This is a genomic window from Pelagibius marinus, from assembly GCF_014925385.1.
Lineage (GTDB): Bacteria > Pseudomonadota > Alphaproteobacteria > Kiloniellales > Kiloniellaceae > Pelagibius > Pelagibius marinus.
The window spans coordinates 363,790-387,648 of the sequence record NZ_JACSDK010000001.1 but is presented as its reverse complement, the minus strand read 5'-3'; the positions used below and the strand labels follow the sequence as shown (position 1 = coordinate 387,648).

General features: G+C 65.0%; 26 protein-coding genes and 1 tRNA gene. 13 read left to right on the top strand and 14 right to left on the bottom strand.

Translation table 11 applies throughout. The features are described 5' to 3' along the window. Positions 1–24 precede the first annotated feature (24 nt). The 6 genes from H7X47_RS01885 to H7X47_RS01860 all read right to left on the bottom strand — a co-directional run bounded on the left by H7X47_RS01885 (position 25) and on the right by H7X47_RS01860 (position 5,547). Positions 25–1,536 (bottom strand): ApeA N-terminal domain 1-containing protein, encoded by a 1,512-nt coding sequence (locus H7X47_RS01885; RefSeq protein ID WP_193366910.1) that lies wholly within the window; start codon positions 1,534–1,536, stop codon positions 25–27. A 106-nt stretch (positions 1,537–1,642) separates the two neighbouring features. Continuing rightward, a complete protein-coding gene (locus tag H7X47_RS01880; protein WP_193366909.1) occupies positions 1,643–2,104 on the bottom strand; it encodes a DpnI domain-containing protein in 462 nt (153 codons plus the stop codon). Positions 2,105–3,031: 927 nt separating this feature from the next. Continuing rightward, entirely contained in the window at positions 3,032–3,442 is a 411-nt protein-coding gene (locus tag H7X47_RS01875; protein WP_193366908.1) for a hypothetical protein, read from the bottom strand. 151 nt (positions 3,443–3,593) lie between these two features. After that, the gene (locus tag H7X47_RS01870) at positions 3,594–4,262 is read right to left on the bottom strand and encodes a hypothetical protein (protein ID WP_193366907.1); all 669 of its coding nucleotides are present in this window, start codon (positions 4,260–4,262) and stop codon (positions 3,594–3,596) included. A gap of 9 nt (positions 4,263–4,271) precedes the next feature. Continuing rightward, positions 4,272–4,757 carry a hypothetical protein gene (locus H7X47_RS01865; protein WP_193366906.1) on the bottom strand — a complete coding sequence of 162 codons (486 nt, stop codon included), beginning with the start codon at positions 4,755–4,757 and terminating at the stop codon, positions 4,272–4,274. Positions 4,758–4,779: 22 nt separating this feature from the next. Then, positions 4,780–5,547, bottom strand: coding sequence for a TIGR04255 family protein (locus H7X47_RS01860; protein ID WP_319633538.1), 768 nt, complete (start codon positions 5,545–5,547; stop codon positions 4,780–4,782). Positions 5,548–5,896: 349 nt separating this feature from the next. Here H7X47_RS01860 and H7X47_RS01855 point away from each other — a divergent pair. The 6 genes from H7X47_RS01855 to H7X47_RS01830 all read left to right on the top strand — a co-directional run bounded on the left by H7X47_RS01855 (position 5,897) and on the right by H7X47_RS01830 (position 9,302). Next, positions 5,897–5,973 (top strand) — tRNA-Arg (locus H7X47_RS01855). A 31-nt stretch (positions 5,974–6,004) separates the two neighbouring features. Beyond that, positions 6,005–6,472: a DUF6714 family protein gene (locus H7X47_RS01850; RefSeq protein WP_193366904.1), complete on the top strand. Its 468-nt coding sequence runs from the start codon at positions 6,005–6,007 to the stop codon at positions 6,470–6,472. Positions 6,473–6,551: 79 nt separating this feature from the next. Further along, complete coding sequence (locus tag H7X47_RS01845; RefSeq protein WP_193366903.1) at positions 6,552–6,956, top strand: hypothetical protein; 405 nt, start codon at positions 6,552–6,554, stop codon at positions 6,954–6,956. A 75-nt stretch (positions 6,957–7,031) separates the two neighbouring features. After that, positions 7,032–7,409, top strand: a complete 378-nt coding sequence (locus tag H7X47_RS01840) for a DUF423 domain-containing protein (RefSeq protein ID WP_193366902.1) — start codon at positions 7,032–7,034, stop codon at positions 7,407–7,409. A 143-nt stretch (positions 7,410–7,552) separates the two neighbouring features. Next, positions 7,553–8,311 carry an SDR family NAD(P)-dependent oxidoreductase gene (locus tag H7X47_RS01835; protein WP_193366901.1) on the top strand — a complete coding sequence of 253 codons (759 nt, stop codon included), beginning with the start codon at positions 7,553–7,555 and terminating at the stop codon, positions 8,309–8,311. 118 nt (positions 8,312–8,429) lie between these two features. Continuing rightward, positions 8,430–9,302: a TauD/TfdA dioxygenase family protein gene (locus H7X47_RS01830; protein WP_193366900.1), complete on the top strand. Its 873-nt coding sequence runs from the start codon at positions 8,430–8,432 to the stop codon at positions 9,300–9,302. An 18-nt stretch (positions 9,303–9,320) separates the two neighbouring features. Here the strand turns inward: H7X47_RS01830 and H7X47_RS01825 are convergent, their stop codons facing one another. Continuing rightward, on the bottom strand, positions 9,321–9,611 hold the full coding sequence (locus tag H7X47_RS01825) for a 4a-hydroxytetrahydrobiopterin dehydratase (protein ID WP_193366899.1): 291 nt from the start codon (positions 9,609–9,611) through the stop codon (positions 9,321–9,323). A 126-nt stretch (positions 9,612–9,737) separates the two neighbouring features. On the opposite strand from H7X47_RS01825, the gene H7X47_RS01820 reads away from it, so the two are divergent. Further along, positions 9,738–10,142, top strand: coding sequence for a metallopeptidase family protein (locus H7X47_RS01820; protein ID WP_193367510.1), 405 nt, complete (start codon positions 9,738–9,740; stop codon positions 10,140–10,142). A gap of 254 nt (positions 10,143–10,396) precedes the next feature. Here the strand turns inward: H7X47_RS01820 and H7X47_RS01815 are convergent, their stop codons facing one another. After that, on the bottom strand, positions 10,397–12,007 hold the full coding sequence (locus H7X47_RS01815; protein WP_193366898.1) for a Rieske (2Fe-2S) protein: 1,611 nt from the start codon (positions 12,005–12,007) through the stop codon (positions 10,397–10,399). A 97-nt stretch (positions 12,008–12,104) separates the two neighbouring features. Here H7X47_RS01815 and H7X47_RS01810 point away from each other — a divergent pair, with 97 nt between their 5' ends. After that, positions 12,105–12,770: a helix-turn-helix transcriptional regulator gene (locus tag H7X47_RS01810; protein WP_193366897.1), complete on the top strand. Its 666-nt coding sequence runs from the start codon at positions 12,105–12,107 to the stop codon at positions 12,768–12,770. Here the strand turns inward: H7X47_RS01810 and H7X47_RS01805 are convergent. Together H7X47_RS01805 and cobB are read right to left on the bottom strand one after the other, a co-directional pair. Next, on the bottom strand, positions 12,767–13,369 hold the full coding sequence (locus tag H7X47_RS01805; protein ID WP_193366896.1) for a uracil-DNA glycosylase family protein: 603 nt from the start codon (positions 13,367–13,369) through the stop codon (positions 12,767–12,769). The genes H7X47_RS01810 and H7X47_RS01805 overlap by 4 nt on opposite strands. Then, positions 13,359–14,075 carry a Sir2 family NAD+-dependent deacetylase gene (gene cobB, locus H7X47_RS01800; RefSeq protein WP_264373060.1) on the bottom strand — a complete coding sequence of 239 codons (717 nt, stop codon included), beginning with the start codon at positions 14,073–14,075 and terminating at the stop codon, positions 13,359–13,361. The genes H7X47_RS01805 and cobB overlap by 11 nt, the downstream gene beginning before the upstream one ends. Positions 14,076–14,228: 153 nt before the next feature. On the opposite strand from cobB, the gene H7X47_RS01795 reads away from it, so the two are divergent. The 3 genes from H7X47_RS01795 to H7X47_RS01785 are packed head-to-tail and all read left to right on the top strand — an operon-like array spanning position 14,229 to position 16,503. Beyond that, positions 14,229–14,711, top strand: a complete 483-nt coding sequence (locus H7X47_RS01795) for a low molecular weight protein-tyrosine-phosphatase (protein ID WP_193366894.1) — start codon at positions 14,229–14,231, stop codon at positions 14,709–14,711. Continuing rightward, positions 14,708–15,565, top strand: a complete 858-nt coding sequence (locus tag H7X47_RS01790; protein WP_193366893.1) for a fructosamine kinase family protein — start codon at positions 14,708–14,710, stop codon at positions 15,563–15,565. The genes H7X47_RS01795 and H7X47_RS01790 overlap by 4 nt, the downstream gene beginning before the upstream one ends. An 8-nt stretch (positions 15,566–15,573) precedes the next feature. Continuing rightward, entirely contained in the window at positions 15,574–16,503 is a 930-nt protein-coding gene (locus H7X47_RS01785; protein WP_193366892.1) for a DMT family transporter, read from the top strand. Between the two features lie 3 nt (positions 16,504–16,506). On the opposite strand, the gene thpR is transcribed toward H7X47_RS01785, so the two are convergent. The 4 genes from thpR to H7X47_RS01765 form a co-directional block, all read right to left on the bottom strand. Next, positions 16,507–17,040, bottom strand: a complete 534-nt coding sequence (thpR, locus tag H7X47_RS01780; RefSeq protein ID WP_193366891.1) for an RNA 2',3'-cyclic phosphodiesterase — start codon at positions 17,038–17,040, stop codon at positions 16,507–16,509. Positions 17,041–17,115: 75 nt separating this feature from the next. Continuing rightward, the gene (locus tag H7X47_RS01775; RefSeq protein ID WP_193366890.1) at positions 17,116–18,159 is read right to left on the bottom strand and encodes an NADP(H)-dependent aldo-keto reductase; all 1,044 of its coding nucleotides are present in this window, start codon (positions 18,157–18,159) and stop codon (positions 17,116–17,118) included. Positions 18,160–18,232: 73 nt separating this feature from the next. Then, a complete protein-coding gene (locus tag H7X47_RS01770) occupies positions 18,233–19,429 on the bottom strand; it encodes an FIST signal transduction protein (protein ID WP_193366889.1) in 1,197 nt (398 codons plus the stop codon). A gap of 10 nt (positions 19,430–19,439) precedes the next feature. Then, positions 19,440–20,120: an arylesterase gene (locus H7X47_RS01765; RefSeq protein ID WP_193366888.1), complete on the bottom strand. Its 681-nt coding sequence runs from the start codon at positions 20,118–20,120 to the stop codon at positions 19,440–19,442. Between the two features lie 325 nt (positions 20,121–20,445). On the opposite strand from H7X47_RS01765, the gene H7X47_RS01760 reads away from it, so the two are divergent. Both H7X47_RS01760 and H7X47_RS01755 read left to right on the top strand, forming a co-directional pair. Further along, complete coding sequence (locus tag H7X47_RS01760) at positions 20,446–21,132, top strand: ABC transporter ATP-binding protein (protein WP_193367509.1); 687 nt, start codon at positions 20,446–20,448, stop codon at positions 21,130–21,132. Next, entirely contained in the window at positions 21,129–23,717 is a 2,589-nt protein-coding gene (locus H7X47_RS01755) for an ABC transporter permease (protein ID WP_319633503.1), read from the top strand. Before H7X47_RS01760 ends, H7X47_RS01755 begins: the two co-directional genes overlap by 4 nt. Positions 23,718–23,859 lie beyond the last annotated feature (142 nt).

Here is a 23,859-nt window from a genome sequence, read left to right as displayed (position 1 = left end):
TGGTAATCCGCGCCAAGCCTTCGGCTAACCTAGTAGCGCCTGCAACTTTCTCAGGTTCTCTTGATAGCCGTGCCGGTACATCCCAAATGGATGGGATTGACCAGATCGGTCTCGACACCACTTCTCAATTTGCCAGCCGGATTGAATAAGGTCCGACGCCGCAAAGACGAACTCCAGAGTGTTCGTGAGAAAAGAACGAGCACGGGGCTCGTTGACGTAGTTGATGCGCGAGCGACTCCCATGCACGTAGTGGTTCCGGCAGTTCACCGCCTCATCCGTCACAGTAAACAGGTCGGGGAAACGCTCGCCGGTCTTCTCAAGTATCATCTCGGCCCGGTGACGCACCTTCCGCTTTAAATTCGGCTTCCCAATACGTCCAAGGACATTCAATACGCTGTCTCGTTCCGGACTCTGGGGTAGGGCTCGGAACTCAAGCTTGCTATTGACTACGGCGGACTGAAGATCGAGAGGCACCTCGACAGAATCGGGCACTGCCCCGGCTGGAAGTATGTCGAACATGTTCGCAGCTCGGACAAGCCGGTCAATACTATAGGTTCGTTGGTCGGAAAAGGAGGCAAAGAAGCGTCCTCGAGCATCTCGCCACGACGGTTGCCGAGCGATCCAATCGACCATAATGCGAGAGAACGAAGCGCTGTCCTCCACCGCATCGATTAGGATGTCGGCAGGGTGTGGCTCTCTCATTTTGTCGCTGCGATCGTGGTCTTGCCGCAAACTCGGGTAGACGTGCAGGGATGGCACATCTTCATCGGTGCCCCGGATACAAACCGAAATGTCGCTAAGATTCTGAGCGCGACCGACCACTAGATCCAGGTAGCTCTTGATGGTCCACACATAGTACAACGCTTCATCAAAGGTGAGTCCATTGTCGTTGCTCAGTTGAAGTAGAATGTTGTTCTCGATGCCGATTCCGCGGGGGCCACCAAAGTCATAGCTGGGACAGTGATGAGCGGAAACCATTCCAAGCTCGGTGTTGGCAGAGAATATGCAATCTTTCCCGGTGAAATAGACGATTTGCGGATGCGGACCTAATTCTGCTTTTCGCTCGACGCCGGTAACTCTTGCGGCTTCATCAAGCCCACTCAGTGCGACAGCTTCCTTGATAAGTTTGGCGGGTTTTTCAACACGGCCAAACGTGTCGAAATCGTAGAACAACGTAAAGGCGTCATCGATCGTGAAACTTACCTTGATTATATCCCGCTCGTGAGGATCAACATGGTGCTGGCCAACTAGCACGTAATGAGGAAAAATATTGGAATAATGATAATGTTTTTCGTGGTTGCCAGCTGAGCTGGGAATCGGCGGAATAAGACAATCGACCAGAGTTACCTTGGCAAGATTGTACAGCTCCCCGGTCACTGTGGTGCCTTTCACGGGCGGTATAATGAAGCGGTCGTCGCTGCGGACAAACAGCGACGTCCTAGGCCCGGCAAGGGTTAGCTCTCCATACAGCTGGATGTTGGGCGCGACTGTGAAGGTGCCGGCGTGCTTGGTGTTTTCCTGCAGGTCGCGAATCATCAGTGGCCCTCGTCATCTCACCTTTCGATTCTGACGAGCATGTCGTCAACCTTGTTAACGATCACCCTATTATGGTTATCGTTCTTGTCTCTGCACTTCGCAGCCGTCATTTGTGTAGCCACCGCAATCGCACAAAAGACGATTGCACAGACGTCAGATCGTACATGAAACCCTGCCAACCAGCGCGCTTGGCTGTCTTTGATAGCGGTCGACGAGGTTTGAACATCTCCGACGTTTGCAGATCGGCCGCCAGATAGAAGATGGAGTAGGCTCGCGGATCGTCCTTGTTGACAACAACAAGAAAGAGGGGGAAGTAGATTCCGGCATCCATGCGCTCTTTCTGGACGCTCCATGCTGCTCCTGGAATTTGTCGCGGCACCCTTTCATGGTCGCTCTGTTTGGTTGCCTTGACCTGAGCGAGGTACCCACAAAAGTCGCAGATCAAATCTGCACATTTGAAGTTCGCTGGCAGCCTGGTGAGCGTCTTGTCGCGCTTGCACCTGGGGCAGCTGCATTCCTTTGCTACGAGCTTCTCTCCCAGCTCACCCAGACCTTGTCTAGGGGTCATCCAATCCGCTCCATGCACACCTCTGAACCATTATACTGATCAGTGGTGCGTCCTGTTGGCACTCCGAGAACAAGTGCATAATGAACATTGTTGTAGTGGGAACTGGAATCGCACGGATTCTGGAAATCTGAGGTTCGACTTCAGAGGGGTTTCTTGAACAGAGTGGTGTGGGGCTTTTTCCACCACGCCATTATTCCGATGTGAGAGATGCCAAGAAATTTCAAAATGCTCTGTCCTTCTCTTAGGTAATTACCCTTGGGGTCCGTACTTTGGACACAAGCTTGCGATTTTGGCTCATTCTTCGTTTTTCGAGCCGGCGTTGGCTTGTTAACGCCTGCCACTTAGACAACCTTTAAGGACGAGGGGCTGCGTTGTGTGGCCCCAGCAACAGAAAGAAGGAGTTTTGGTATGTCACGCCAAAAATTGCACCCACCGTGCAGATACCGTGTCACCAACACCGGGCACTGCGCGCTTTGCGCACTGTTGCGGATGCGCCCGGTGAGGGCCAACCAATGTCTCGCCAGATAATTATTTTGTATCTGGTGTTTAGGATAATCGAAGAACTTACAAGAACGTATCCAGTGCCTGTGGCCCCCACATGTTCTGGGCCAACTCTGCAGGGCGAATTGGTATCCCGACAGAAAGTTGTACAAGAGTTGTCGATCGATAGTGGTATCTCGTTTGGTGATAAAGTGGTTCGTTTCGATATAGAATTCAGGTCTGCGTCAAACCGGTAACTGTGTAATGGCAATTGTCGAATAGGGCCGCGAATTGCGCGGCCCATTTTTTTTGCCCCTACGTCACACAGGTCCGCCTTAGTAGGAATGGGTCATGCGACGATGTGGCCCGCCGCTTCTAAGCTAAGGCTTCTAGTTTCTCGGAGCTTATCGGATGTTGCCGAGAGTTCTGCGTAGCCGCTCCAAATCGTCAATCTGTTGGGCTAGATCGGAGCTCCAAAAGGAGAATCTCGTCGCCCTTCCGAACTACTGACAAGATTCCATAGTGTTCAAGTACCTGCAGATGCCGAAGCGCCTCTTCCATTGGGAGATTGATCTCTTGAACATGTTCGAGGAATTTCCGACCGGGCATGTTTCCTGTGAACCAGCCCGAGAGTTGACCTCCATCTTGACGTGACTCCAAGCACGTTGCGGGAAACAGATCGTAGAGCCAGTAGAAAAAGCCAAGCGCGTCCCATTTGTGGAATTTTCCAAGTACTTGGCTCACAAATGGATGGTGCGGTCCAGGTGGCCTATGTTGAAATTCCTCCAGGTACTCAGAACTGTAATCGTAGCCGTCATGGCCAACGGCATCATCATGGTTTTCCCTGAGCGTCTGCACTGCTCTTACACTCCCATACCCTGATAAGTTCGTGCGTCTCGATTCTGTTGCGGCTAAGTATAGAGTGATTTGCCTTAGTTCCAACGCCGTGAAGGTGGTTGGTTGACGTCACGATCGCGATATTCGGGACATAAACTGCTGACAAAGATGCTTAAGTTGTCAGCTGCTCAATTCGTTTGTACAGCGTTCCGTAGGCCCTGCGTACAACGGCTTGCGGCATGGGCCTGTCCTTCGCCTTCTTCGAAGACGCAATCACCACATCTGCTGGTCGGTATCTCGCGGCCCCAATATGGGACAGCATTTTCTGCACGTGCGGCTGATCGACGGAGCGCCTAGCCATTTCCGTGATCATCCAAGTCTGCCAGTCTTCGTCAGTGGCGTCTGCCGGCCACAACCCTGTATCCAACAGCGGAATTTTGAGTGTCTCAAAGATTGCCATTACGAATGTAGCGCAGGTTAGGCCTTCCCCCAGGTCAGATCCGATATAGTCGCCAGTGTCACTGAAATACACGCGCTTTTGGTCGTAGAAGATGGAATACGGAATGCCATCTGAGTTCCGAGCTGACACAAATGCACAGAACGCAGCGAGCTGGCGCATCTGGCTTGGGGTGATTCCGAGTTTGATCCAGAACTTGTCGTCACCAAGCACTCCGGTTCGCAGAGTCAAATGGTCCAGAAGATGGAGGAACTTTGCCCCCTCCTCTTGGTCTTCCACATAGAGCAGGCCGACGTGAACAACTTCTGAGCCCCTGTAGTAGAACCCTACCGCTGATGGATCACCTTTCGTGGGGCTGTCATTTTTGGATAAGTAGATATCCATCGCCCAGAACTAGCTGTCTAAACCCGCAAGTTCTGATTCCGCATCTTGCCCGGTGGCAATTAGGCATTCCTTGGTTTTGAGAAACCACCTTTGCCAATTCGGCAGCACGTTGCGGTACTGACAAGTCGCGCGGAGCAATCCAGTTGAAAAATCCATGGTATAGTCTCGGGGCTCACCCATACCAAGGATGCGATCAATCTGGTCGAATTTGCTGCTCTCAATTAGACTCGAAACTTCCTCAAACATCCTCTTGAGGCTCTGCACTGAAGAAGCAGCCCCAAAATCTTTTCCAAAACCTTGGATCCAAGCAAATTCTGACTCGAGGCTCCGTCCAATCAGTGAATGGGTATCAACTGGATCAAGAGGGAACGACTGCCACCGCAATATGTGATGATGGACATGCCCTGTAGTCGGAAGACTGAGACAAACAATCGCCCAATCTTCCTCATCCGGCTTATCGACCTCGAAGACATAGCTACCTGCCGTGATCACCATTGGCAGGGGCGAAGTTTCTTTCTCAAGAGAGCGCCTTTGGTCCCAACGCTTCGAATAGGTGCTCTTCGATTGAATGCTGGAATAGACTTCCGGCCGCTCTATTAAATCCGTCCAAGGACTCTGTGATGTCATTGCTGGCTGGCTCCAATTCTCCCTCGACCCAAAAGTCGCTATCTATCTTGAATCCGTTGCGCGGCTCTTTAGGATGTTTGACCAAGCCGTAGCTAACCCTAAAAAAATGACCCCGTGAACTAAGCGACATAGAATAGCTTCCACTGAGTTCACGAAGGCTATCGCTCCCAAGCATCGCTTTGTATCCGTCGCCAACTAGGTCTGCCGAAATGAGTTCCGAGAAACTGGACTGCTCCAATCCTAGATCAACGGGATCAATCACGTTGATGTATCTCAGACCACAGCGCTGGATGTATGGAGGGCCGTAGATAGAAACGAACGCCTCTCTGATTAAGTCGAGATGCTCCTTAAACTCTTCCCATCTCTTGTAGTTCTTGCACGTAAGCGAGAATGAAGTGCTGGAGATGCCGACATTCCAATCTTTGTCTGAAGAGAAAAAGTTGTACGACCTCACCTGCGTCTTTGCCACAGGAGGCGCAGAAGCAAACTCCTCGCCGACGGCCATGGCGAATTCGAAGCCCGTATTTTCCTTTAGCAGGGGGAATTTCGGCTTAATTTTATCCTGAAAATCAGCCGGCAACTCCGCCTCCAAGCGAAGCAGCTTCGGAAACCGAAATTGACAAACCACCTCAATCAGCGGGTTTCGGTGGTATTGCACACGCGGTTTTAGGTCGAATGGGAGTTCTAGATGCAATCTTAGGCTCCGAATCGGGTGCACAAGTTATAGCTGACCACATGGAGCTTGAGAATCCCCTACGAAGTCTTGGCCTCGCTCTTTCGTCCCAATGGAATTGCGATGTTCGACCACATGTGGCTCGCCTACGTCACTAGGATATGGGTATCAACTGCGGCTGCAGAAAGCCTCTTGAGGCAGTCACGGTTGGCAGTTATGGATTTGAAGGCAGAATGACCGATGGTGGACTTGCCGACTTATGTCGACCATATGTCGTCTAGATCGCATAGCGTCGCATGGCTTGTGCCATATAACTAGTTGATATATATCAGTTGGCCCCGTAGCTCAGTTGGATAGAGCGACAGATTCCTAATCTGTAGGTCGCAGGTTCGAATCCTGCCGGGGTCACCAGCCCTCTCTCGCCTCCCCCGGAGCCCCTCCCATGGCCCCCGACCCTTACGCCGTCGAAAGCGCCGTGGAGGAGATCGAGGCGGCCTTCGGCGACCTGGCGCCGCCGGGCGACGACGCCCTGCTGCATCCACGCTGCATGGACGACAACGACATCGCCGAGTTCTACGGCGCCCCGCGCTGGCAGGACCTGCCGGGCGACTTCCTGGTGCGCAACTACGCCGCGCCCTCCTTCTTCAGCGCGGAGGGCTTCCGCTACTACCTGCCGGCCTTCATGGTGTGGTCGCTCAAGCACGCCGAGAGCCCGGAATACCTGGCTGAAGCCACCCTGCGCGCCTTCGACCCCGGCGAAGCGGAGGCGCCGCTGCACGACTTCGCGGTTTCCAAGTTCGCCCTCTTCGATACCGCCCAGCGCCGGGCGGTGGCGGCCTTCCTGGAGGCCTTCCGCGGCGAGGGCGAACTGGGGGAGATCGCCGAGGCGGCGCTGAAGTACTGGAAATGACACCGGAAATGAGGGCACGGGCGGCGGCCGATCCGCGCTAGACTGGCCGCCCGGACCCAATTCCCCAAGGAGGCCGCCCATGAAGACGGAAGTCACCTTCCGTTCCGAGCGTTTCCGCCCCTACCTGCCGGAGGACTGCCAGGTCAATCCCGGACGCTACGGCGCCGAGCTGGCCTACTGGCTGTCGCGGGAGCTGGCCGGACGGGGGGTCATCACCTCCTACCCCAACTTCGAGGACTGGGGCTGGTTCCTGGAGTACATCACCGAGGCGGGCGAGGAGTACTGGCTGTGCTGCGGCAACGAGGAGAGCAGCAACGACAGCTGGGTCTGCTTCCTGGAGCCCAAGGGCCGCGGCCTCTTCGGCCAGAGGAAGGCGGTGCCGGAGCACGCGGCCCCGCTGATGGAGGCCCTGGGCGAGCTGCTGGCGGCGGAGCCGGGCATCGAGGATCTGGACTGGAGCGATGAGCCGGGCGAGCCGGATTGAGCGCCTTGCGCGGCCGCTTCCGCCGCGACAACTTGACCGCAGACGCCGCCGGGGCGGGCCGCTAAGCTCCCGGCCATGCGTGTTCTCTGGATCCTGCTTGGCCTGCTGGGCCTCGCCGCCGTGGCGCTGGGCGCCTACGGCAGCCACGGGACCGCCTTTGCCGACGCCGACCACCAGCGCGTCTTCGAGGTCGCGGTGCGCTACCACCTGGCCCACCTGCCGGCCCTCGGCCTGGCCGCCCTGATCGGCAGCCTGAACCCGGCAAGCGCAAAGCGCGCCGGCATCGCCGGGGCGCTGTTCGTCGCCGGCTTGGCGCTGTTCTGCGGCTCGCTCTACCTCAAAGGGCTGGGGATCGCCGAGCTGACCAACCCCACGGCGCCGCTGGGCGGCGTCCTGATGATGGCCGGCTGGCTGGCCCTGGGCTGGGCCGGGCTCGGCCTGCTGCGCCGCTGAGGCGCCGCTTCCCGGCCCCCTCGTCTTCCCCCTCTCTCGTCAAGACGGGGCCGCTCTGCTATAGAGCCCCCCGCAATTTCAGGACAGCGCCACCCCCGCGACATGAGCGGGCGGGCGGCAGGACAGACGAGAGGAACGCAGTTATGGACGTGAAGGGGCTTGCAGCGATCGTGACCGGCGGCGGATCGGGCCTGGGCGCGGAGACCGCCCGGCACCTGGCGGCGGCCGGGGCCAAGGTGACGGTGCTGGACGTGAACGTCGAGGCCGTCGAAGAGGTGGCCAAGGAGATCGGCGGCCTGGGCCTGACCTGCGACGTGGGCAGCGCCGAGGCGGCGGAGGCCGCGGTGGCCGAGGCCCGCGCCGCCCACGGCCCCTGCCGCGTGCTGGTCAACTGCGCCGGCATCGCCCCGGCCAAGCGCATCGTCGGGCGCGACGGCCCCATGCCGCTGGAGAACTTCGAGCAGGTCATCCGCGTGAACCTGATCGGCAGCTTCAACCTGCTGCGCCTGGCCGCCGCCGACATGCTGGGCAACGACCCGGTGAACGAGGACGGCGAGCGCGGCGTGATCATCTCCACCGCCTCCATCGCCGCCGTCGAGGGCCAGCTGGGCCAGGTCGCCTATGCCGCCTCCAAGGCCGGCATCATGGGCATGATGCTGCCGGCGGCGCGCGAATTCGCCAAGAACGGCGTGCGCGTGCTGACCATCGCGCCGGGCCTGATCGGCACGCCGCTGCTGCTGAACATGCCCCAGGAAGTGCAGGACAACCTGGCCGGCCAGGTACCCTTCCCGCACCGCTTCGGCCATCCGGCCGAATACGCCAAGCTGGTCATGCACATCTGCGACAACACCATGCTGAACGCGGACAGCATCCGCCTGGACGGCGCCATGCGCATGCAGTGAGGGAATTTCCCCTCTCCCCTTGTGGGAGAGGGTTTGCTTTTGCGCAGGGGGGCTTCACGCCCCCACCCCTCAGGCGCTAAGCTTCCGGGAAGGAACGAGAAAGTTTTCGGAGGAAGCCATGCCGGGCGAAGCCGCGCCGCGGGGCGGGTCATCGACCTACACCCACATCTCCCCGCGCCCGCTGTGCGGCGCGCTGGGCGCCGAGATCGCCGGGATCGACCTTTCGCAGCCCCTCTCCGACGAGGTTTTCGCCGAGATCGAGGCGGCCTTCCACGAGCACATCGTGCTGGTCTTTCCGGAGCAGGACTGGACACCGGCCCAGCAGGTCGCCTTCACCGCGCGCTTCGGTCCGGTGGAAGAGCATCCCCTGCGCTCGCGCCCCGGCCTGCCGGAGCAGCCGGAAGTGCTGGTGCTGGTGAACAAGCCGGGCGACCGCGGCCCGCGCAACGACTTCTGGCACAGCGACATCTCCTTCGACGAGACGCCGCCGCTGGGCTCCGTGCTCTACGGCCTGCAGGTGCCCGAGGGCTACGGCGACACCATGTTCTGCAACATGGTCGCCGCCTACGCGAACCTCTCTCCGAAACTGCAGGAGGTACTGCGGCCCTTGCGCGCGCTGCACTCGGCCGCCGGCCTCGCCGCGCGCAACAACGCCGGCGACACCAACGCCAACGCCATCGCCCAGGTGCCCGACCCGGTCTCCCACCCGGTGGTGCGTACCCATCCGGGCAGCGGCAAGCTGGCGCTCTACGTCAATCCCTGGTTCACCCAGTGCTTCGAGGGCATGACCCCGGAGGAGAGCCGCCCGCTGCTCGACTTCCTGGCCACGCAAGCGACCCGGCCGGAAAACGTCTACCGCCACCGCTGGCGCCAGAAGGACGTGATCATGTGGGACAACCGCGCGGCCATGCACTACGCCGTGCGCGACTACGACGAAAACCAGATCCGCATCATGCACCGGACCACGGCGCTGGGCGACCGGCCGGTTTAGGTATCGGGCACGGCGGCCTCACTCCGCGAACTTGTCGATACGCTTGGCGAGCTTCACGTCGAGGTCGGAGAGGCCGTCGCAGTCGTGGGTCGTCAAGGTGATCTCTACCCGGTTGTAAACATTGAACCACTCGGGGTGGTGGTTGAGCTTCTCGGCCGCCAAAGCAACCCTGTTCATGAAGCCCCAGGCCTGGTTGAAGGTCTTGAACTGGAATGTCTTTTTTAGGGCATCCCGGCCCTCCACCGGGGCCCAGCCGGGCAACTCCTGCGGCAGGGCAGTACGGACCTCGTCACTTAACCTTTCCGCCATCAAGACCTCCCGAAAAACGAAATCACTCAAGTAAGGTTAACCGAAGTTGACTCTGCTTGGACTCCCGGTCAAGCCGCGCTAGGGTGGCCTTTAACAGGACGCGAATTGGGAACGGTTATGGCACAAATGCACGATGTCGGGCGTCATACGACACCGCCAGAAACCCAGCACTTGGAAGCGCTGGCCCGGGAGGCTTATGCCGAAATCCCGGAAGAGCTGCGCCAGGCGCTGGGCAACGTGGTGATCCGTGTGCTCGACTTCCCCGACGACGACACGCTGGAGGAGATGGACTGCGAATCGCCCTTCGATCTGCTGGGCCTTTACCGCGGCGTCGACCTGCAGCGCAAGTCGTCGCTGGACGTTCCCGACGACCTGGACATGATCTATCTCTACCGCCGCCCGATCCTGGACTACTGGTGCGACAGCGGCGAGGATCTGGCCGAGGTGGTCAAGCACGTGCTGGTGCACGAGATCGGCCACCACTTCGGCTTTTCCGACGACGACATGGACCGTATCGAGCGCACGGTCTGAGCGCATATCCCCGGTGCAGAGAACGACGGCCCGCCTTTCGGCGGGCCGTTTTCGTTTGGGAATATCGTTCCTCTAACGGTTCTCGACACACTGCGCACCGCTCACCCTTTCAGCCGCCAAGCTTCACTGTCAGGCCGCGGCGGGACAGCAGCCCCGGCGGCGGAACAGATGGCGGCTGCGCAGCAGGCGCAGGCAGAAGCCGGAGCGCAGCAGCGCGAGGAAACTCCTGGCAGAGGTCTTCATGCACATGACGTTCATCCTTCCGCCGCGACGAAGCCGAGGGCCTGCTTGGCCGTGCGCAGCGTGTGCTTGCGCCGCAGAGGTTCGTTGAGGAAGCGGTTCACCGCCGCCAGCATCACCGGCACCCAGGGCGCTTCCGGCGCCGCCGTCACCTCGGCCTTCACCGCCGTGAGCAGCTTCACTAGGTGGATCGAGACGATGTACTCGAAGCGGCCGTGGTCCAGCACGCCCTTCAGCGCCGCATCGAGAAACGCCTGCGGATCGTCGACCCGCCAGGGCGACTCGTCGAGGGTCTTGTCGACGAAGCCGGCGTTGCGGCCGACGAAGCAGGCGATCTGCAAGAGGCCCTGCGGCCAGAGCCGGGGCGTGCGGCCGCAGAGCGTGCGCACCGCGTTGGCGAAGGTAATGGCGTGGGTGAAGTCGAGCCAGTTCACATTGTTCGACACCGGCTTGTCGGTGGCGAACATCATGTCCATGTCGAAGTGCAGGAATTGCCAGCAGGCGGCGCCCAGCAGCGCGTCGTAGAGCGCGCGGCGGTCGCCCGAGGAGGCATTGACCCGCGCCAGCACCTTGGGCACCGGGAGGCCCAGCAGGTCCTCCGCCGCGACCGGTTCCTTGCCCGCGCCGTCCCAGGCCGCCAGCGCGGGCCCATAGGCGCGGAACTCCGGGATCAGGTCCTCGCGCGTCGCATAGACCAGGGAGCGCACGAGGCTCAGCAGCAGCGGCTCGGCCGCCTCCGCGCCCAGGCGGTCGAGGAGCTCACCGGTCTTCTGCACGTAGATGGCGGCATGGCCGAAGTCCTGGTAGTGGGCCAGCGCCGCCGCGGCCAAGGGGCCCTCCAGGTCGCGGAAGGTCAGGCCGGCGTTCAGCGCGCCGCGCAGGCGCGCGACGGCGGCCGCTTCGTCCTCCGCCTCGATGGCGGCGACGAAGGCCTCGGCGTCGTAGGGCAGGCTTTCCTCCGGATAGGGATAGGCCGGTTCGCGCAGCGTGTCCCAGGCCAGGTGGCCGACGATCTCCACCAGCGGCACCAGGCGCTCGGCCTCGCCGGCGGCGTAGTCGTCGCGGATCGCCAGCCAGTCGGCGGCGCCGCCTTGCGCGTGGCTGCAGCCGTATTCAAAGCGGTCGGCCGTCCAGGTGAAGGCGGCGCGCAGCGCGTCCAGCGGGTCGGCGCCGGCCTTCTGCAGGCGGGAGATCTCGCGCGCCATGCGGTCGTACTCGTGGCGGCGGAAGGAGTCGCGCAGGCTGTTCAGCGCCGCGGCAGCCACCTCCTCGGCCGGCGGATCGGCGATGTCGATCCAGACCTCGCCGTCGATGATCTCCACCGGGTAGCGGCGCAGCTTGTCGCCGCCCACCAGGGTCTCGCCACCGGCCAGATCGAATTTCCAGTTGTGCCAGTTGCAGGTGAGGATGCAGCCGCCCCCTTTCGGATTAGGGTCGAGCTTGCCTTCCATCAGGGGATAGCCCTCGTGCGGGCAGCGGTTGTTGCAGGCGTAGACGCCGTCCGCGCCGGCGAAGACGGCGATCTGCTTGCCCCCGGCCTTGAAAAGGTAACGTCCCTTCTCCAGCAGTTCTTCCAGAGGCGCGACGTGGACCAGCGACGAGGTGCTTTCCTGAGGCAGGGCCATGGGGCGATCTCCTCTACCTACTTTCGAAAGTGTTTTCTTTCAAAACACCCTAGACCCGAGTCTTGCGTTTCTCAAGAAAAAACTTTAGAAAGACTCCATGAGCAACCGTAACGCCGTTCCGGCGGAAAAACGCAGCCGCCGCGCCCTGATCGACAGCCTGAAACAGGACGGCCCGCAGGACGCCGCCAGCCTGGCCTGCCGTCTGGGCGTCTCCGCCATGGCGGTGCGCCAGCACCTCTACGACCTGGAGGCCGAGGGCCTGGTGACCCACGAGGCCGAGGCGCGGCCTGCCGGCCACAAGAGGACGGGCCGCCCGGCCAAGCTCTGGGCGCTCACCGCCGCCGCCGACCGCTTTTTCCCCGACGGCCACGCGGATTTCACCGTCGGCCTGATCAACGCCATGAAGCAGGCCTTCGGCGCGGAGGGCCTGGACAAGCTGCTGCAGCTGCGCGCGAAGGAACAGACCGCCGGCTACCGCGCGCGCACCGACAAGCAGCCGAGCCTGCCGAAGAAGCTGCAGGCGCTGGCCGAGATGCGCACCGCCGAAGGCTACATGGCCGAGGTGCAGAAGGCCAAGGGCGGCTACCTTCTGGTAGAAAACCACTGCCCGGTCTGCTCCGCCGCGGCGGCCTGCACCGGTCTCTGCAACATGGAGTTGGAGGTCTTCCGCAAGGTGCTGGGCGGCGACTTCAAGGTCGAGCGCAGCGACCACATCCTGGCCGGCGCCCGGCGCTGCGCCTACCTGGTGACGCGGAAGGACTAGGTCACCAGCTTCTTCACCCGCCGGCGCAGCTCGGGCAGCAGTTCCTTCTCGAACCAGGGGTTCTTCTTCAGCCAGGCGGTGTTGCGCCAGCTCGGGTGCGGCAGCGGCAGAAATTCCGGCAGGTAGTCGCGCCAGTGGCGCACGGTCTGGGTGAGGGTCTTCTGCCGGCGCTTGCCCAGGTAGTGCTTCTGCGCGTACATGCCGACCAGCAGGGTCAGCTCCACCTTGGGCAGACCGGCGCGCAGCGGCGCGTGCCACAGCGGCGCGCATTCCGGGCGCGGCGGCTTGTCGCCGCCCTTGGCGTCGACGCCCGGATAGCAGAAGCCCATGGGCACGATGGCCACCCTGGCCTCGTCGTAGAAGGCCTCGCCGGGGATCCGCAGCCAGCCGCGCAGCCGCTCGCCGGAGCGGTCGTTCCAGGGGATGCCCGTCTCGTGCACCCGGGTACCCGGCGCCTGGCCGACGATCATGAGCCGCGCCGGGGAGGCCGCACGCAACACCGGGCGCGGGCCCAGCGGCAGGTGTTCTTCGCAGATCCGGCAGGCGCGCGCCGCGGCGACGACCTCTTCCAGGTCCCGTTCGGGCGCTTTACCAGCCATTTTTCAGGATCTTGTCGACGTAGGCCGGCACCTCGACGCCGGCCGGGCCGTGATGACGCTCGGCGAAGAGCGAGGAGCCTTCCGAAGGCTCCAGGTTCAGCTCCACCGTGTGGGCCCGCCCGCTGGCCCGCGCCTCGGCGACGAAACCCGCCGCCGGATAGACATTGCCGGAGGTGCCGATGGAGATGAAGAGGTCGCAGGCGGCCAGCGCCTCGTAGATACGGTCCATCTCGAAAGGCATCTCGCCGAACCACACCACGTTGACGCGCAGCGCGCCCTCGACCCCGCAGGCCGGGCAGAGGCTGTCGCCGGTCATGTCCTCACGCCAGGGGCTGGCCGCGCCGCAGACCAGGCAGCGCGCCTTCAAGAGCTCGCCGTGCATGTGGATGAGGTTCTTCGATCCGGCGCGCTCGTGCAGGTCGTCGATGTTCTGGGTGACCAGCAGCACCTCGCCCGGCCATTCGGCCTCCAGGCGGGCCAGGGCGGCGTGGGCCGCGTTGGGCTGCACGTCCTCCGACAGCAGGCCGGCGCGGCGGTGGTTGTAGAAGGCGTGAACCCGGTCGGGGTCGCGGGCGAAGGCCTCCGGCGTCGCCACGTCCTCGATGCGCACGCGCGCCCACAGCCCGTCCGGGTCGCGGAAAGTGTCGAGCCCGGATTCCTTGGAGATCCCCGCTCCTGTCAGGATAACGATACGCCGGCTTTCCATACCTGTCCGACGGCACTGGCCTCTTGGTGAATTGCGTGGCGGCACGCGGTTGCGTGACGTGAGGGGCGATGATAGACGAAACCCTGGCCCAGGAAACACCCACATCGTCGTGACCGCCGAGCGCGCCATCGGCCCAGCAGCGTTGGAGGACGCGTGACCTACAAGATTCTCACCGTCTGCACCGGCAACATTTGCCGCTCGCCCTCGGCCGAGGTCATCCTGCGCGACCATCTGGCCGCCGCCGGGCTGGGCGAGGCGGTAGCGGTCGATTCCGCCGGCACCTTCGACTACCACGTCGGCGACCCGCCCTCCGAGCCGGCCGTCCGCCTGGCCGCCAAGCGGGGCTATGACCTGTCGCCCTTGCGCGCGCGCGAGCTGTCGACACAGGATTTCGCCACCTTCGACCTGATTTTGGCCATGGACCGCGGCCACCTGCGCAGCCTCACCGCCCTGCAGCCGCCGGACTCGATCAGCCGCCTGAGCCTCTTCCTGGAGGTGCTGCCGGAAGCCGGCATCGACGTGGCCGACCCCTACTACGGCGGCGATGCCGACTACCTGGCCATGCTCGACGTCATCGAGGCGGCGGTGCCCGCCTGGGTTGCCCGGCTGCGCAAAGAGCTGTCGGAAAAGTCATGAGCCTGGGCGCGGCGGTGGCGGCGGTCTGCGGCGCAGAGCCGACGCACGCCACCCCGCTGATCGGCGGCTGCATCGCCGAGGTCTACCGCCTGGACTTCGCGGACCGCCCGCCGCTGGTCGCCAAGGTCGCGGCAAGTGGCGGCCTGGCCATCGAAGGCTTCATGCTCGACTACCTGGCGGAGAAGACCACCCTGCCGGTGCCCGCGACACGCCATGTCAGCGAAGAGCTGCTGCTGATGGACTACGTCGAGCACGGGCCCGGGCGCGGCACCGCCGCCGAGGTCGACGCCGCCGAGCGCCTCGCCGCGCTGCACGGCATCACCGCGCGGGAATTCGGCTTCGGGCGCGATACGGTGATCGGCGCCCTGCCGCAGCCCAATCCCTGGACCGAGAACTGGTGTGATTTCTACCGCGAGCAGCGCCTGCTGGTGATGGGCCTCATCGCGCGGGAATCCGGGCGCCTGCCGGCGGAAACCCACCGCCGGCTGGAGCGCTTCTGCCTGCAGCTCGAGAACTTCATCGACCAGCCGCCGGCCCCCGGCCTGGTCCACGGCGACGTGTGGAGCGGCAACGTGCTGTTCGGCCCAGGAAAAGATGGGGAAAGCCGCGTCGCCGCCTTCATCGACCCGGCAATCTACTACGCCGACCCGGAGGTGGAGATCGCCTACATCGAGCTGCTGTCGACCTTCGGCGCCGCCTTTCACCGCCGCTATCGCGAGCTGCGCCCCTTGCGGCCCGGCTACGCCGAAGGCCGGCGCGACGTCTACAACCTCTTCCCGCTGCTGGTGCACACAGAGATCTGTGGACCCCCCTATGCACAAATGGTGCAGGACATCCTGACCCGCTACGGGTAGGTAGGAGGATGACGAACGTTTCCAGCAGCGCCGCCGCCGAGGAGCGGATCGGCTTCGGCATCGGCTGCGCCGTGGTCGGCATGCTCGGCATGTCGATCATGGACACCTGCGCCAAGTTGCTGGGCGAGGGCTATGCCGTCAGCCAGGTGGTGCTGGTGCGCAACGGCATCGGCGCGGTGGCGGTTTTCGCCTACGTGGTCCTCAGCGGCGCCGGCCTGGCCAGCCTCAGGCCCCGTCGGCCCGTCCTCTTGACCCTGCGCAGCCTGCTGAACATCGCCGCCGCCTTCCTGTTCTTCACCGGCCTGCGCTACATGCCCCTGGCTGACGCTTTCGCCATCGCCTTCGCCGCGCCGCTGTTCATCACCTCGTTGTCGGTGCCGGTGCTGGGCGAGCACGTGGGCGTGCGGCGCTGGGCCGCGGTCATCGTCGGCTTCCTGGGCGTGGTGGTGGTGGTGCAGCCCGGCACCTCCAGCTTCCGCATCGAGGCTCTGCTACCCCTGGGCGCGGCCTTGGCCTATGCCGTCTCCATGCTGCTGGGGCGCAGGCTGACCCGCGACCTCTCCACCGCGGCCATCATGTTCTGGCCCAGCGTCGGGGCCGTGCTGGTCACCGCGGTGATGATGCCCGCCCAGTGGCAGACCCCGGGACTGCCGGACTTCGGCGTCTTCATGTTGATGGGGATCATCGGCACCGCCGGCATGTCGCTCATCACCCAGGGCTACCGCCATGCCCCGGCGGCGGTCATCGCGCCTTTCGACTACACGGTGCTGGTCTGGGGCGTCATCTTCGGCTGGGTCATCTGGCGCGACATCCCGGCGCCGAACGTCTGGGCCGGCGCCGCCATCCTGGTCGCCAGCGGCCTCTATATCCTGCACCGCGAGACCCGCAAGCCGAAGCCCGTGCAGCCCCCCGCCGGTCCTCTGGGCCCGACCGCGTAAGATCTACTCCAAGGAATAGACCGCTTCGGGCGAATAGATCGCCCCTTCGTGGGAGAGGTAGCTGGAATAGAGCGTGAAGGCCGCCACCTCGAAGGGGGCTGCGCGGAACAGGGAGCGCTGGGTGAAATAGTCCTCCAGCCGCCCGCCGGGATGCGACTTGAAGCGCGCCAGGGTGACGTGCGGCTTGAACTTGCGTTTTTCCGGCGGCTGGCCGGCGCGGCGCACCGCCTGCTCGACCTTGGACTGCAGGCGCTCCAGGACCTCGTTGGGCTCGACCCCGACCCAGACCGAGCGCAGGCGGCGGTCGCCGCCGAAGTCCCCCACCCCCGCCAGGGTCAGCGGGAATCGCTGGCAGCGGATGCCGGAGAGCGCGGCGTCGATGTCCTCGGCCTCGTCGCCGTCCACTTCGCCGATGAAGCGCAGGGTGAGGTGCAGGTTCTCCGGCGCCACCCAGCGCGCGCCCGGCAGGCCGCAGGCGAGGCCGGAGAGGCTGTCGCGCAGATCATCGGGCAGGGAGAGGGCTACGAAGAGTCGCATGGCTGGGCAGGAACCTGTCATCGGAGGGGCCGCGAAGGCCCTGAAATCATACGCAAAGGCTGGTGAAGCCGGGGATCAGGGGCAGGGGTAGGTGTAGACCTTGTGGATCGCCTCCACGGCCTTCAGCGTTTCCTCGTCCAGGGTCACTTTGGCAGCCCCGATGTTGGTCTTCAACTGCACCATCTGCGTGGCGCCGATGATGGCCGAGGTGAGGAAGGGCTGCGACAGCACGAAGGCCAGCGCCAGCTCCGCCGGGTCGAGCCCCCGCTCCCTGGCCAGCTTCACATAGGCCGCCGTGGCGGCGTCGGCCTGCGGGCCCTGGTAGCGGGTGTTGTCCGGCCAGAGCGTGCGGCGTGCGCCTTTCGGCCACTGGCCGTCCAGGTACTTGCCGGTCAGCGTGCCGGCGGCCAGCGGGGCGTAGGCCAGCAGGCCGAGGCTCTCGCGCATCGCGATCTCGGCCATGCGGGTCTCGAAGCTGCGGTTGAGCAGGCTGTAGGGGTTCTGCACCGAGACCATGCGCGGGCCCTTGCCCTGCTCCGCCCCGGTGAGGAAGCGCATGGCGCCCCAGGGGTTCTCGTTGGACAGGCCGACCTGGCGCACCTTGCCGGCCTTCACCACCTCGTCCAGGGCCGCCAGGGTTTCCTCCACCGGCGTCTCCTCGGCGCCTTCTTCATGTGTGTAGGCCAGGCTGCCGAAGTCGTTGGTGGCGCGGTCGGGCCAGTGCAGCTGGTAGAGGTCGATGTAGTCGGTCTTCAGCCGCTTCAGGCTGGTCTCCACCGCGGCGGTGATGTGCTTCCTGTTGAAGCGGGTCTCGCCGCCGCGGATGTAGTGGAAGCGCTTGGGGTTGGGGCCGACGATCTTGGTGGCGACGATCACCTTGTCGCGGGTGCCGCGTGCGGCCATCCAGTTGCCGATGATCTCCTCGGTGCGGCCGTAGGTCTCCGCCCGCGTGGCAATGGGATACATCTCCGCGGCGTCGATGAAGTTCACCCCCTGGTCGAGGGCGTAATCCATCTGCGCGAAGCCTTCTTCCTCGCTGTTCTGCTCGCCCCAGGTCATGCTGCCCAGGCAGATGGCGCTGACCTTGATGCCGGTGTGGCCGAGCGGACGGTATTCCATGGTATTCCCCTTCAGGCAAAAAGGCGGCGCCGCGAAACCTCGTCGCGAGGGCGGCGCCGAAAAAGAGACTTCGCTAAAGCAGCAGCGTGAGCACGCCGGTGTAGCCGTAGAGCCGGTTGTTGCTGATCTCGCCGTTGGCGAAAAAGCCGGTGAGCGGCATATCCCCGAACGTATCGCGGATCAACCTCAGCTCCTCGGAATGCAGACCGAAAAGATGCCGCCCGCGCGCCACGCAGGAGAAATAGAGCGCCCCGCGCGGCGCGCCGCCGGCGCGTTCGCGCAGATCCTCCAGCATGCGTTTCAGGTCGGCGCGCGCGGTCTGGTGGTCGCGCCGGCAGAAGCCCAGGCGATCGCCCGGCTGCAGTTCCGCGCCGACCTGCAGCAAGCCGCGGTCGAGGTCGAGGCCGATGAGGTTGCGCACCAGGTAGTCGCCGGTGTCGCTGCCGGCGATCGGCAGGGCGGCGAAGATGTAGCCGCCGATGCGGCGCAGGTCGCGGGCCAGCAGCTCGCCGATGTCCTCGCGCAGCACGTCGAGCGCCGGCCGGCCGTCGAGGGCGCTGACGACGCCGGGACCTTTCACCGACGTCACCTCGTGCTCGCCGCCGATCGGCGTGCAGCCCTGGGAAAGACCGGTGACGACCATCTGCTCGGAACTGAAGAGCACGCCGGAAACACCGCCCTCGCCCAGGTCGCCGGCGACCTGCGGGAAGCCGTCGGTCGAGGCGGTGAGGCCGCCGACCAGGAAGGACGAGGTCGTCTCGGCCAGGCCCTCGACGATCTCGGAGACCGCGGGGTTGCGCGGGTCGCCGTGCACCACGCCCAGCATCGGCCGGTGCTGCGTGATCCAGGTGCCGTGGACGCGCGAGAAGCCTTCCAGGCCGCCGCTCTGCGCGGCGGCGGTGACCGGCGCGAAGGTGCGGAAGCCTTCCTCAGGCAGCGCCGCCACCAGCAGGGAAAGGGCCGGGCGGTCGTAGAACTCCACGCCGTTGGCCACCACCCCCTCGCCGACGGTGCCGATCCAGTGCTGGATGCCGCTGCGCTCACGCAGGAAGGTGACGATGCTGCCCAGGCTCTCCGACAGCGAGTCGGTGGCGTAGACGAAACCCAGGTTGGCGCCCTCCGGCAGCTCGCCCAGGGCCTCCAGACACCCCTTCACCAGGGAGCCCCAGGCGCCCGGCGAGGCTTCCTCGGACTCCTCCAGTGCCGCGTGGGCCGCCTTGTAGCGTCCCGCGCGCTGGGCGCCGCTTTCCAGGGGAGAGGTCGTGACCATGCGCGGCGCCTCAGTTGCCGGCGTCCGGCCGTTCGGCCAGATCGCGGGCTTCGAGCAGCCGCACCACGTGCGGCTTGATGCGTGCGACGATCTCCGCCACGCCCTCGGCGTTGGGGTGGATGCCGTCGGATTGGTTCAAGGACGGTTCCATCGCCACGCCGTCCAGGAAGAAGGGGTAGAAGGGCGCGTCGTATTTCTTGGCCAGGCGCGGATAGACCGCATTGAAGGCCTCGCCGTATTCGCGGCCCAGGTTGGGCGGCGCCAGCATCCCGGCGATGAGCACCGGCAGTCCCTCCTCGGTGAAACGGGCCATGATGGCGTCCAGGTTGTCGAAGGTCGCCTGCGGGTCGAGGCCGCGCAGGCCGTCGTTGGCGCCCAGTTCCAGGATCACCGCGTCGGGGTCGTCGGCCAGCGCCCAGTCGAGCCGGGCAAGGCCGCCGGCGGTGGTGTCGCCGGAGTTGCCGGCGTTCATCACCTCCACGTCCAGGCCCTCGGCCTTGAGCGCGGCCTCCAGCTGCTCCGGAAAGGTCTCGCCCGCCGCCAGGCCGTAGCCGTGGGTCAGGCTGTCACCGTAGGCCATGAGGCGCAGCGGCTCCTCCGCCGCGGCCGCGCCGCCGGTAACCAGCACGGCCAGCACGGCGAGCACCCGGCCGATCGTTCGAAAGCAAGCGGTCTGTCGGGGAAAACGCATTCTGCTCCCTGTCACGGAGATCACCGCCTCCAGTCCCGGGGGTTCGCGGGGACTTGCTGGAGGAATCCTGTCTTTTCAAGAGGTAAGGCCTCAGCGCCTGCGGATCAAGCCGCCCGCCGCCGCCGCCCCCTTCCGCGCCGACGGCGGCGCCGGCCGCGAAGGCCGGGCAAAGGGGCCGCAACGCGTTGAAATTCCCGGCAATCGGGCCATATGGCATCAAGGCCGTCTTTTGGAAGTGACCATGAGCCTGAGCGATTCCTCTCCCGCCTCCCCAGCAGTCCCCCCAGATGCCACGGCGGCCCCGCAGCCCGACCCTGAAAACGCCATGATTGCCCTGGAAGGAGTGGAACTCACCCTGCCCTCGGCCGCCGGGCCGGTGCACATCCTGCGCGGCCTGGACCTCAGCGTCGGGCGCGGCGAGACGGTGAGCGTGGTCGGGCCCTCGGGCTCCGGCAAGTCCTCCATGATGATGATCATCGCCGGTCTGGAGCGCGCCAGCAAAGGCGCGGTCACGGTCGGCGGCACCCGCTTCAACGGCCTGGACGAGGATTCGCTGGCCCGCTTCCGCCGCGACTCCGTGGGCATCGTGTTCCAGGACTTCCACCTGGTGCCGACCATGACGGCGCTGGAGAACGTCGCCATTCCCCTGGAGTTCGCCGGCCGCGCCGATGCCTTCGAGCGCGCCGCCGAGTGCCTGGAGGCGGTCGGCCTGGGCCACCGCCTGACCCACTACCCGGGCCAGCTCTCCGGCGGCGAGCAGCAGCGCACCGCGCTGGCCCGCGCCTTCGCAGCCGGCCCCGACCTGCTGCTGGCCGACGAGCCGACCGGCAACCTGGACGGCGAGACCGGCCAGCAGATCATCGAGCTGCTGTTCCGCCTGCAGGCCGAGCACGGCACCACCCTGGTGCTGATCACCCATGATCCGCAACTGGCCGGGCGCTGCGCCCGCTCGGTGAAGCTGCTCGACGGCCTCATCGTCGGCGACGAGAGCAACGGCGGCGCCTCGCTGTGACCACCGCGGCCGAAAGCGGCGCCGCCGGCGCGGCCGTGCCCCGGCAGAGTCCTTGGCCCTTGGCCCTGCGCCTGGCGCGGCGCGAGCTGCGCGGCGGCCTCAAGGGCTTCCGCATCTTCCTTGCCTGCCTCACCCTTGGCGTCACCGCCATCGCCGGCGTCGGCTCCGTCTCCGAGTCCATGCTGGCGGGCCTGAAGCGCGACGGGCGCATCCTGCTGGGCGGCGACATGGATCTGCGCCTCACCCACGTGGCGGCCAGCCCCGAGCAGCAGGCCTTCATGGAGGGCCGCGCCGACGTCTCGCGCGTCGCCGAGATGCGCGCCATGGCCCGCGGCCAGTCGGAAGACTCACGCCGGGTGCTGGTCGAGCTGCGCGCCGTCGACAACCTCTATCCGCTGTTCGGCGCCGTCGAGATGTCTCCGACGCCGGGCCTGCCCGACGACCTCGACGCGGCCCTGGCCAAACAAGAAGACGGTCATTGGGGCGCGGTGATCGACCGCAGCCTGCTGCGCCGCCTGGAGGTCGCGCCCGGCGCCCTGGTGCGGGTCGGCGACATCGACTACCGCGTCGCCGGCGTGCTGGAGCGCGAGCCCGACCGCACCTCGCGCGCCTTCACCTTGGGGCCCACCTTCATGGTGGCCCATGACAGCCTGGCCGACACCGGGCTGGTGCAGCCGGGCAGCCTGATCCAGCACCACTACCGCCTGCGCCTCGATCAAGGGGTGAGCGCCACGGCCATGCGCGCCGCCCTGGGCGAAACCTTCCCGGAGGCCGGCTGGCGCATCCGCGACACCACCGAGGCGGCCCCCGGCATCGGCCGCTTCATCAACCGCCTGACCCTCTTCCTGACGCTGGTCGGGCTCACCGCGCTGCTGGTCGGCGGCGTCGGCGTCGGCAACGCGGTGCGCAGCTACCTGGACGGCAAGACCGCGACCATCGCCACGCTGAAGTGCCTGGGCGCCCCCGGCCGCCTGATCTTCCAGGTCTACATGGCACAGATCCTGGCCCTCGCCCTGGTCGGCACCGTGATCGGCCTGGCCCTGGGCGCGGCCTCCACCTACATCGCCGCCGGCGTGATCGGCGACACCCTGGGCTGGGAGGCCGAGCTCGGCCTCTACCCGCTGCCGCTGGTCACCGCCGCCGCCTTCGGCCTGCTGACCGCCGTGACCTTTTCGCTGTGGCCGCTGGCGCGGGCGCAGAGCGTCGCCGCCGCCAGCCTGTTCCGCGACGAGGTGAGCCCGGCCTCCGCCCGCGTCACCGCCGGCACGCTGGCGGCGCTGGCCATCTTCGGCGGCCTCTTGGCGGGCCTGGCCATCCTCACCGCCGCCGACCAGCGCCTGGCGGTCTACTTCGTCATCGGCGCCGTCGCCGCTTTGCTGCTGTTCCGCCTGGCGGCGCTGGGCATCATGACCCTGGCCCGCCGCCTGCCGCGCCCGCGCCGGCCCGGCCTGCGCCTGGCGCTCGCCAACCTGCACCGCCCCGGCGCACCCACCGGCTCGGTGGTCATGTCGCTCGGCCTCGGCCTCACCGTGCTGGTCGCCATCGCGCTGATCGAAGGCAATCTCTCGCGCCAGGTGCGCCAGAGCCTGCCGGAGGAGGCGCCCGGCTTCTACTTCATCGACATCCAGCCCGACCAGGTCAGCGACTTCAACGCCCTGGTCGCCGGCTTTCCCGGCGTCCACGAGCTGCAGCAGATGCCGATGCTGCGCGGGCGCATCGCCGCGGTGAACGGCGTGCCGCCGTCCGAGCTGGAAATTCCCGGCGACGTGAAGTGGGTGTTCCGCGGCGACCGCGGCCTGACCTGGATGCGCGAACCGCGCGAGATCGACCGGATCACCGCCGGCGACTGGTGGCCGTCCGACTACGACGGCAAGCCGCTGGTCTCCCTGCACGACGAGGTCGGCCGGGCGCTGGGCATCGGCCCCGGCGACACCCTGACCATCAACATCCTGGGCCGCGACGTGGAGGTCACCATCGCCAACCTGCGCGAGGTCGACTGGGCGAGCCTTTCCATGAACTTCGTGATGATCTTCTCGCCCGGCCTGCTGGAGCAGGCGCCGCAGAGCCACATCGCCACGGTGAAGGCCGACGCCGAGGCCGAGGACGCGCTGGAGATCGCCGTCACCGACCGCTTCATCAACGTCTCCTCGATCCGCGTGAAGGAGGCCCTGGAGCAGGTCGGCGAGTTGATCGGCCAGATCGCCATCGCCGTGCGCGCCATCGCCGCCGTGGCCCTGGTGGCCGGTGTGCTGGTGCTGGCCGGGGCCGTCGCCGCCGGGCACCACCGGCGGGTCTACGACGCCGTGGTGCTGAAGGTGCTGGGCGCGACGCGGCGCAGCGTCGCCCAGACCTTCCTGCTGGAATACGGCCTGCTGGGCCTGGTCACCGCCGCCATCGCCGCGGCCGTCGGCACCCTGGCGGCCTTCCTGGTGCTGACCGAGGTGATGCGCGCCGACTTCGTCTTCCTGCCCGGCGCGGTGATCACCACCGCCCTGCTGGCCACCGCCATCACCGTGGGCTTCGGCTTCGCCGGCACCTGGCGCGCCCTGGGCCAGAAGGCCGCGCCCCTGCTACGCAACGAATAGGCCCCAAACCACAAGCGAAGGCTGTGGTTTAGCGGCTTGAATTCGCAGCAAAATTTACGCAGAAGCCATGCGAAAATAGGGTTGATTCGGCCTCCCCGCCTGCCAATATTAGTGACGAGTTCTCTGGGTTGGCGCGGCCCGA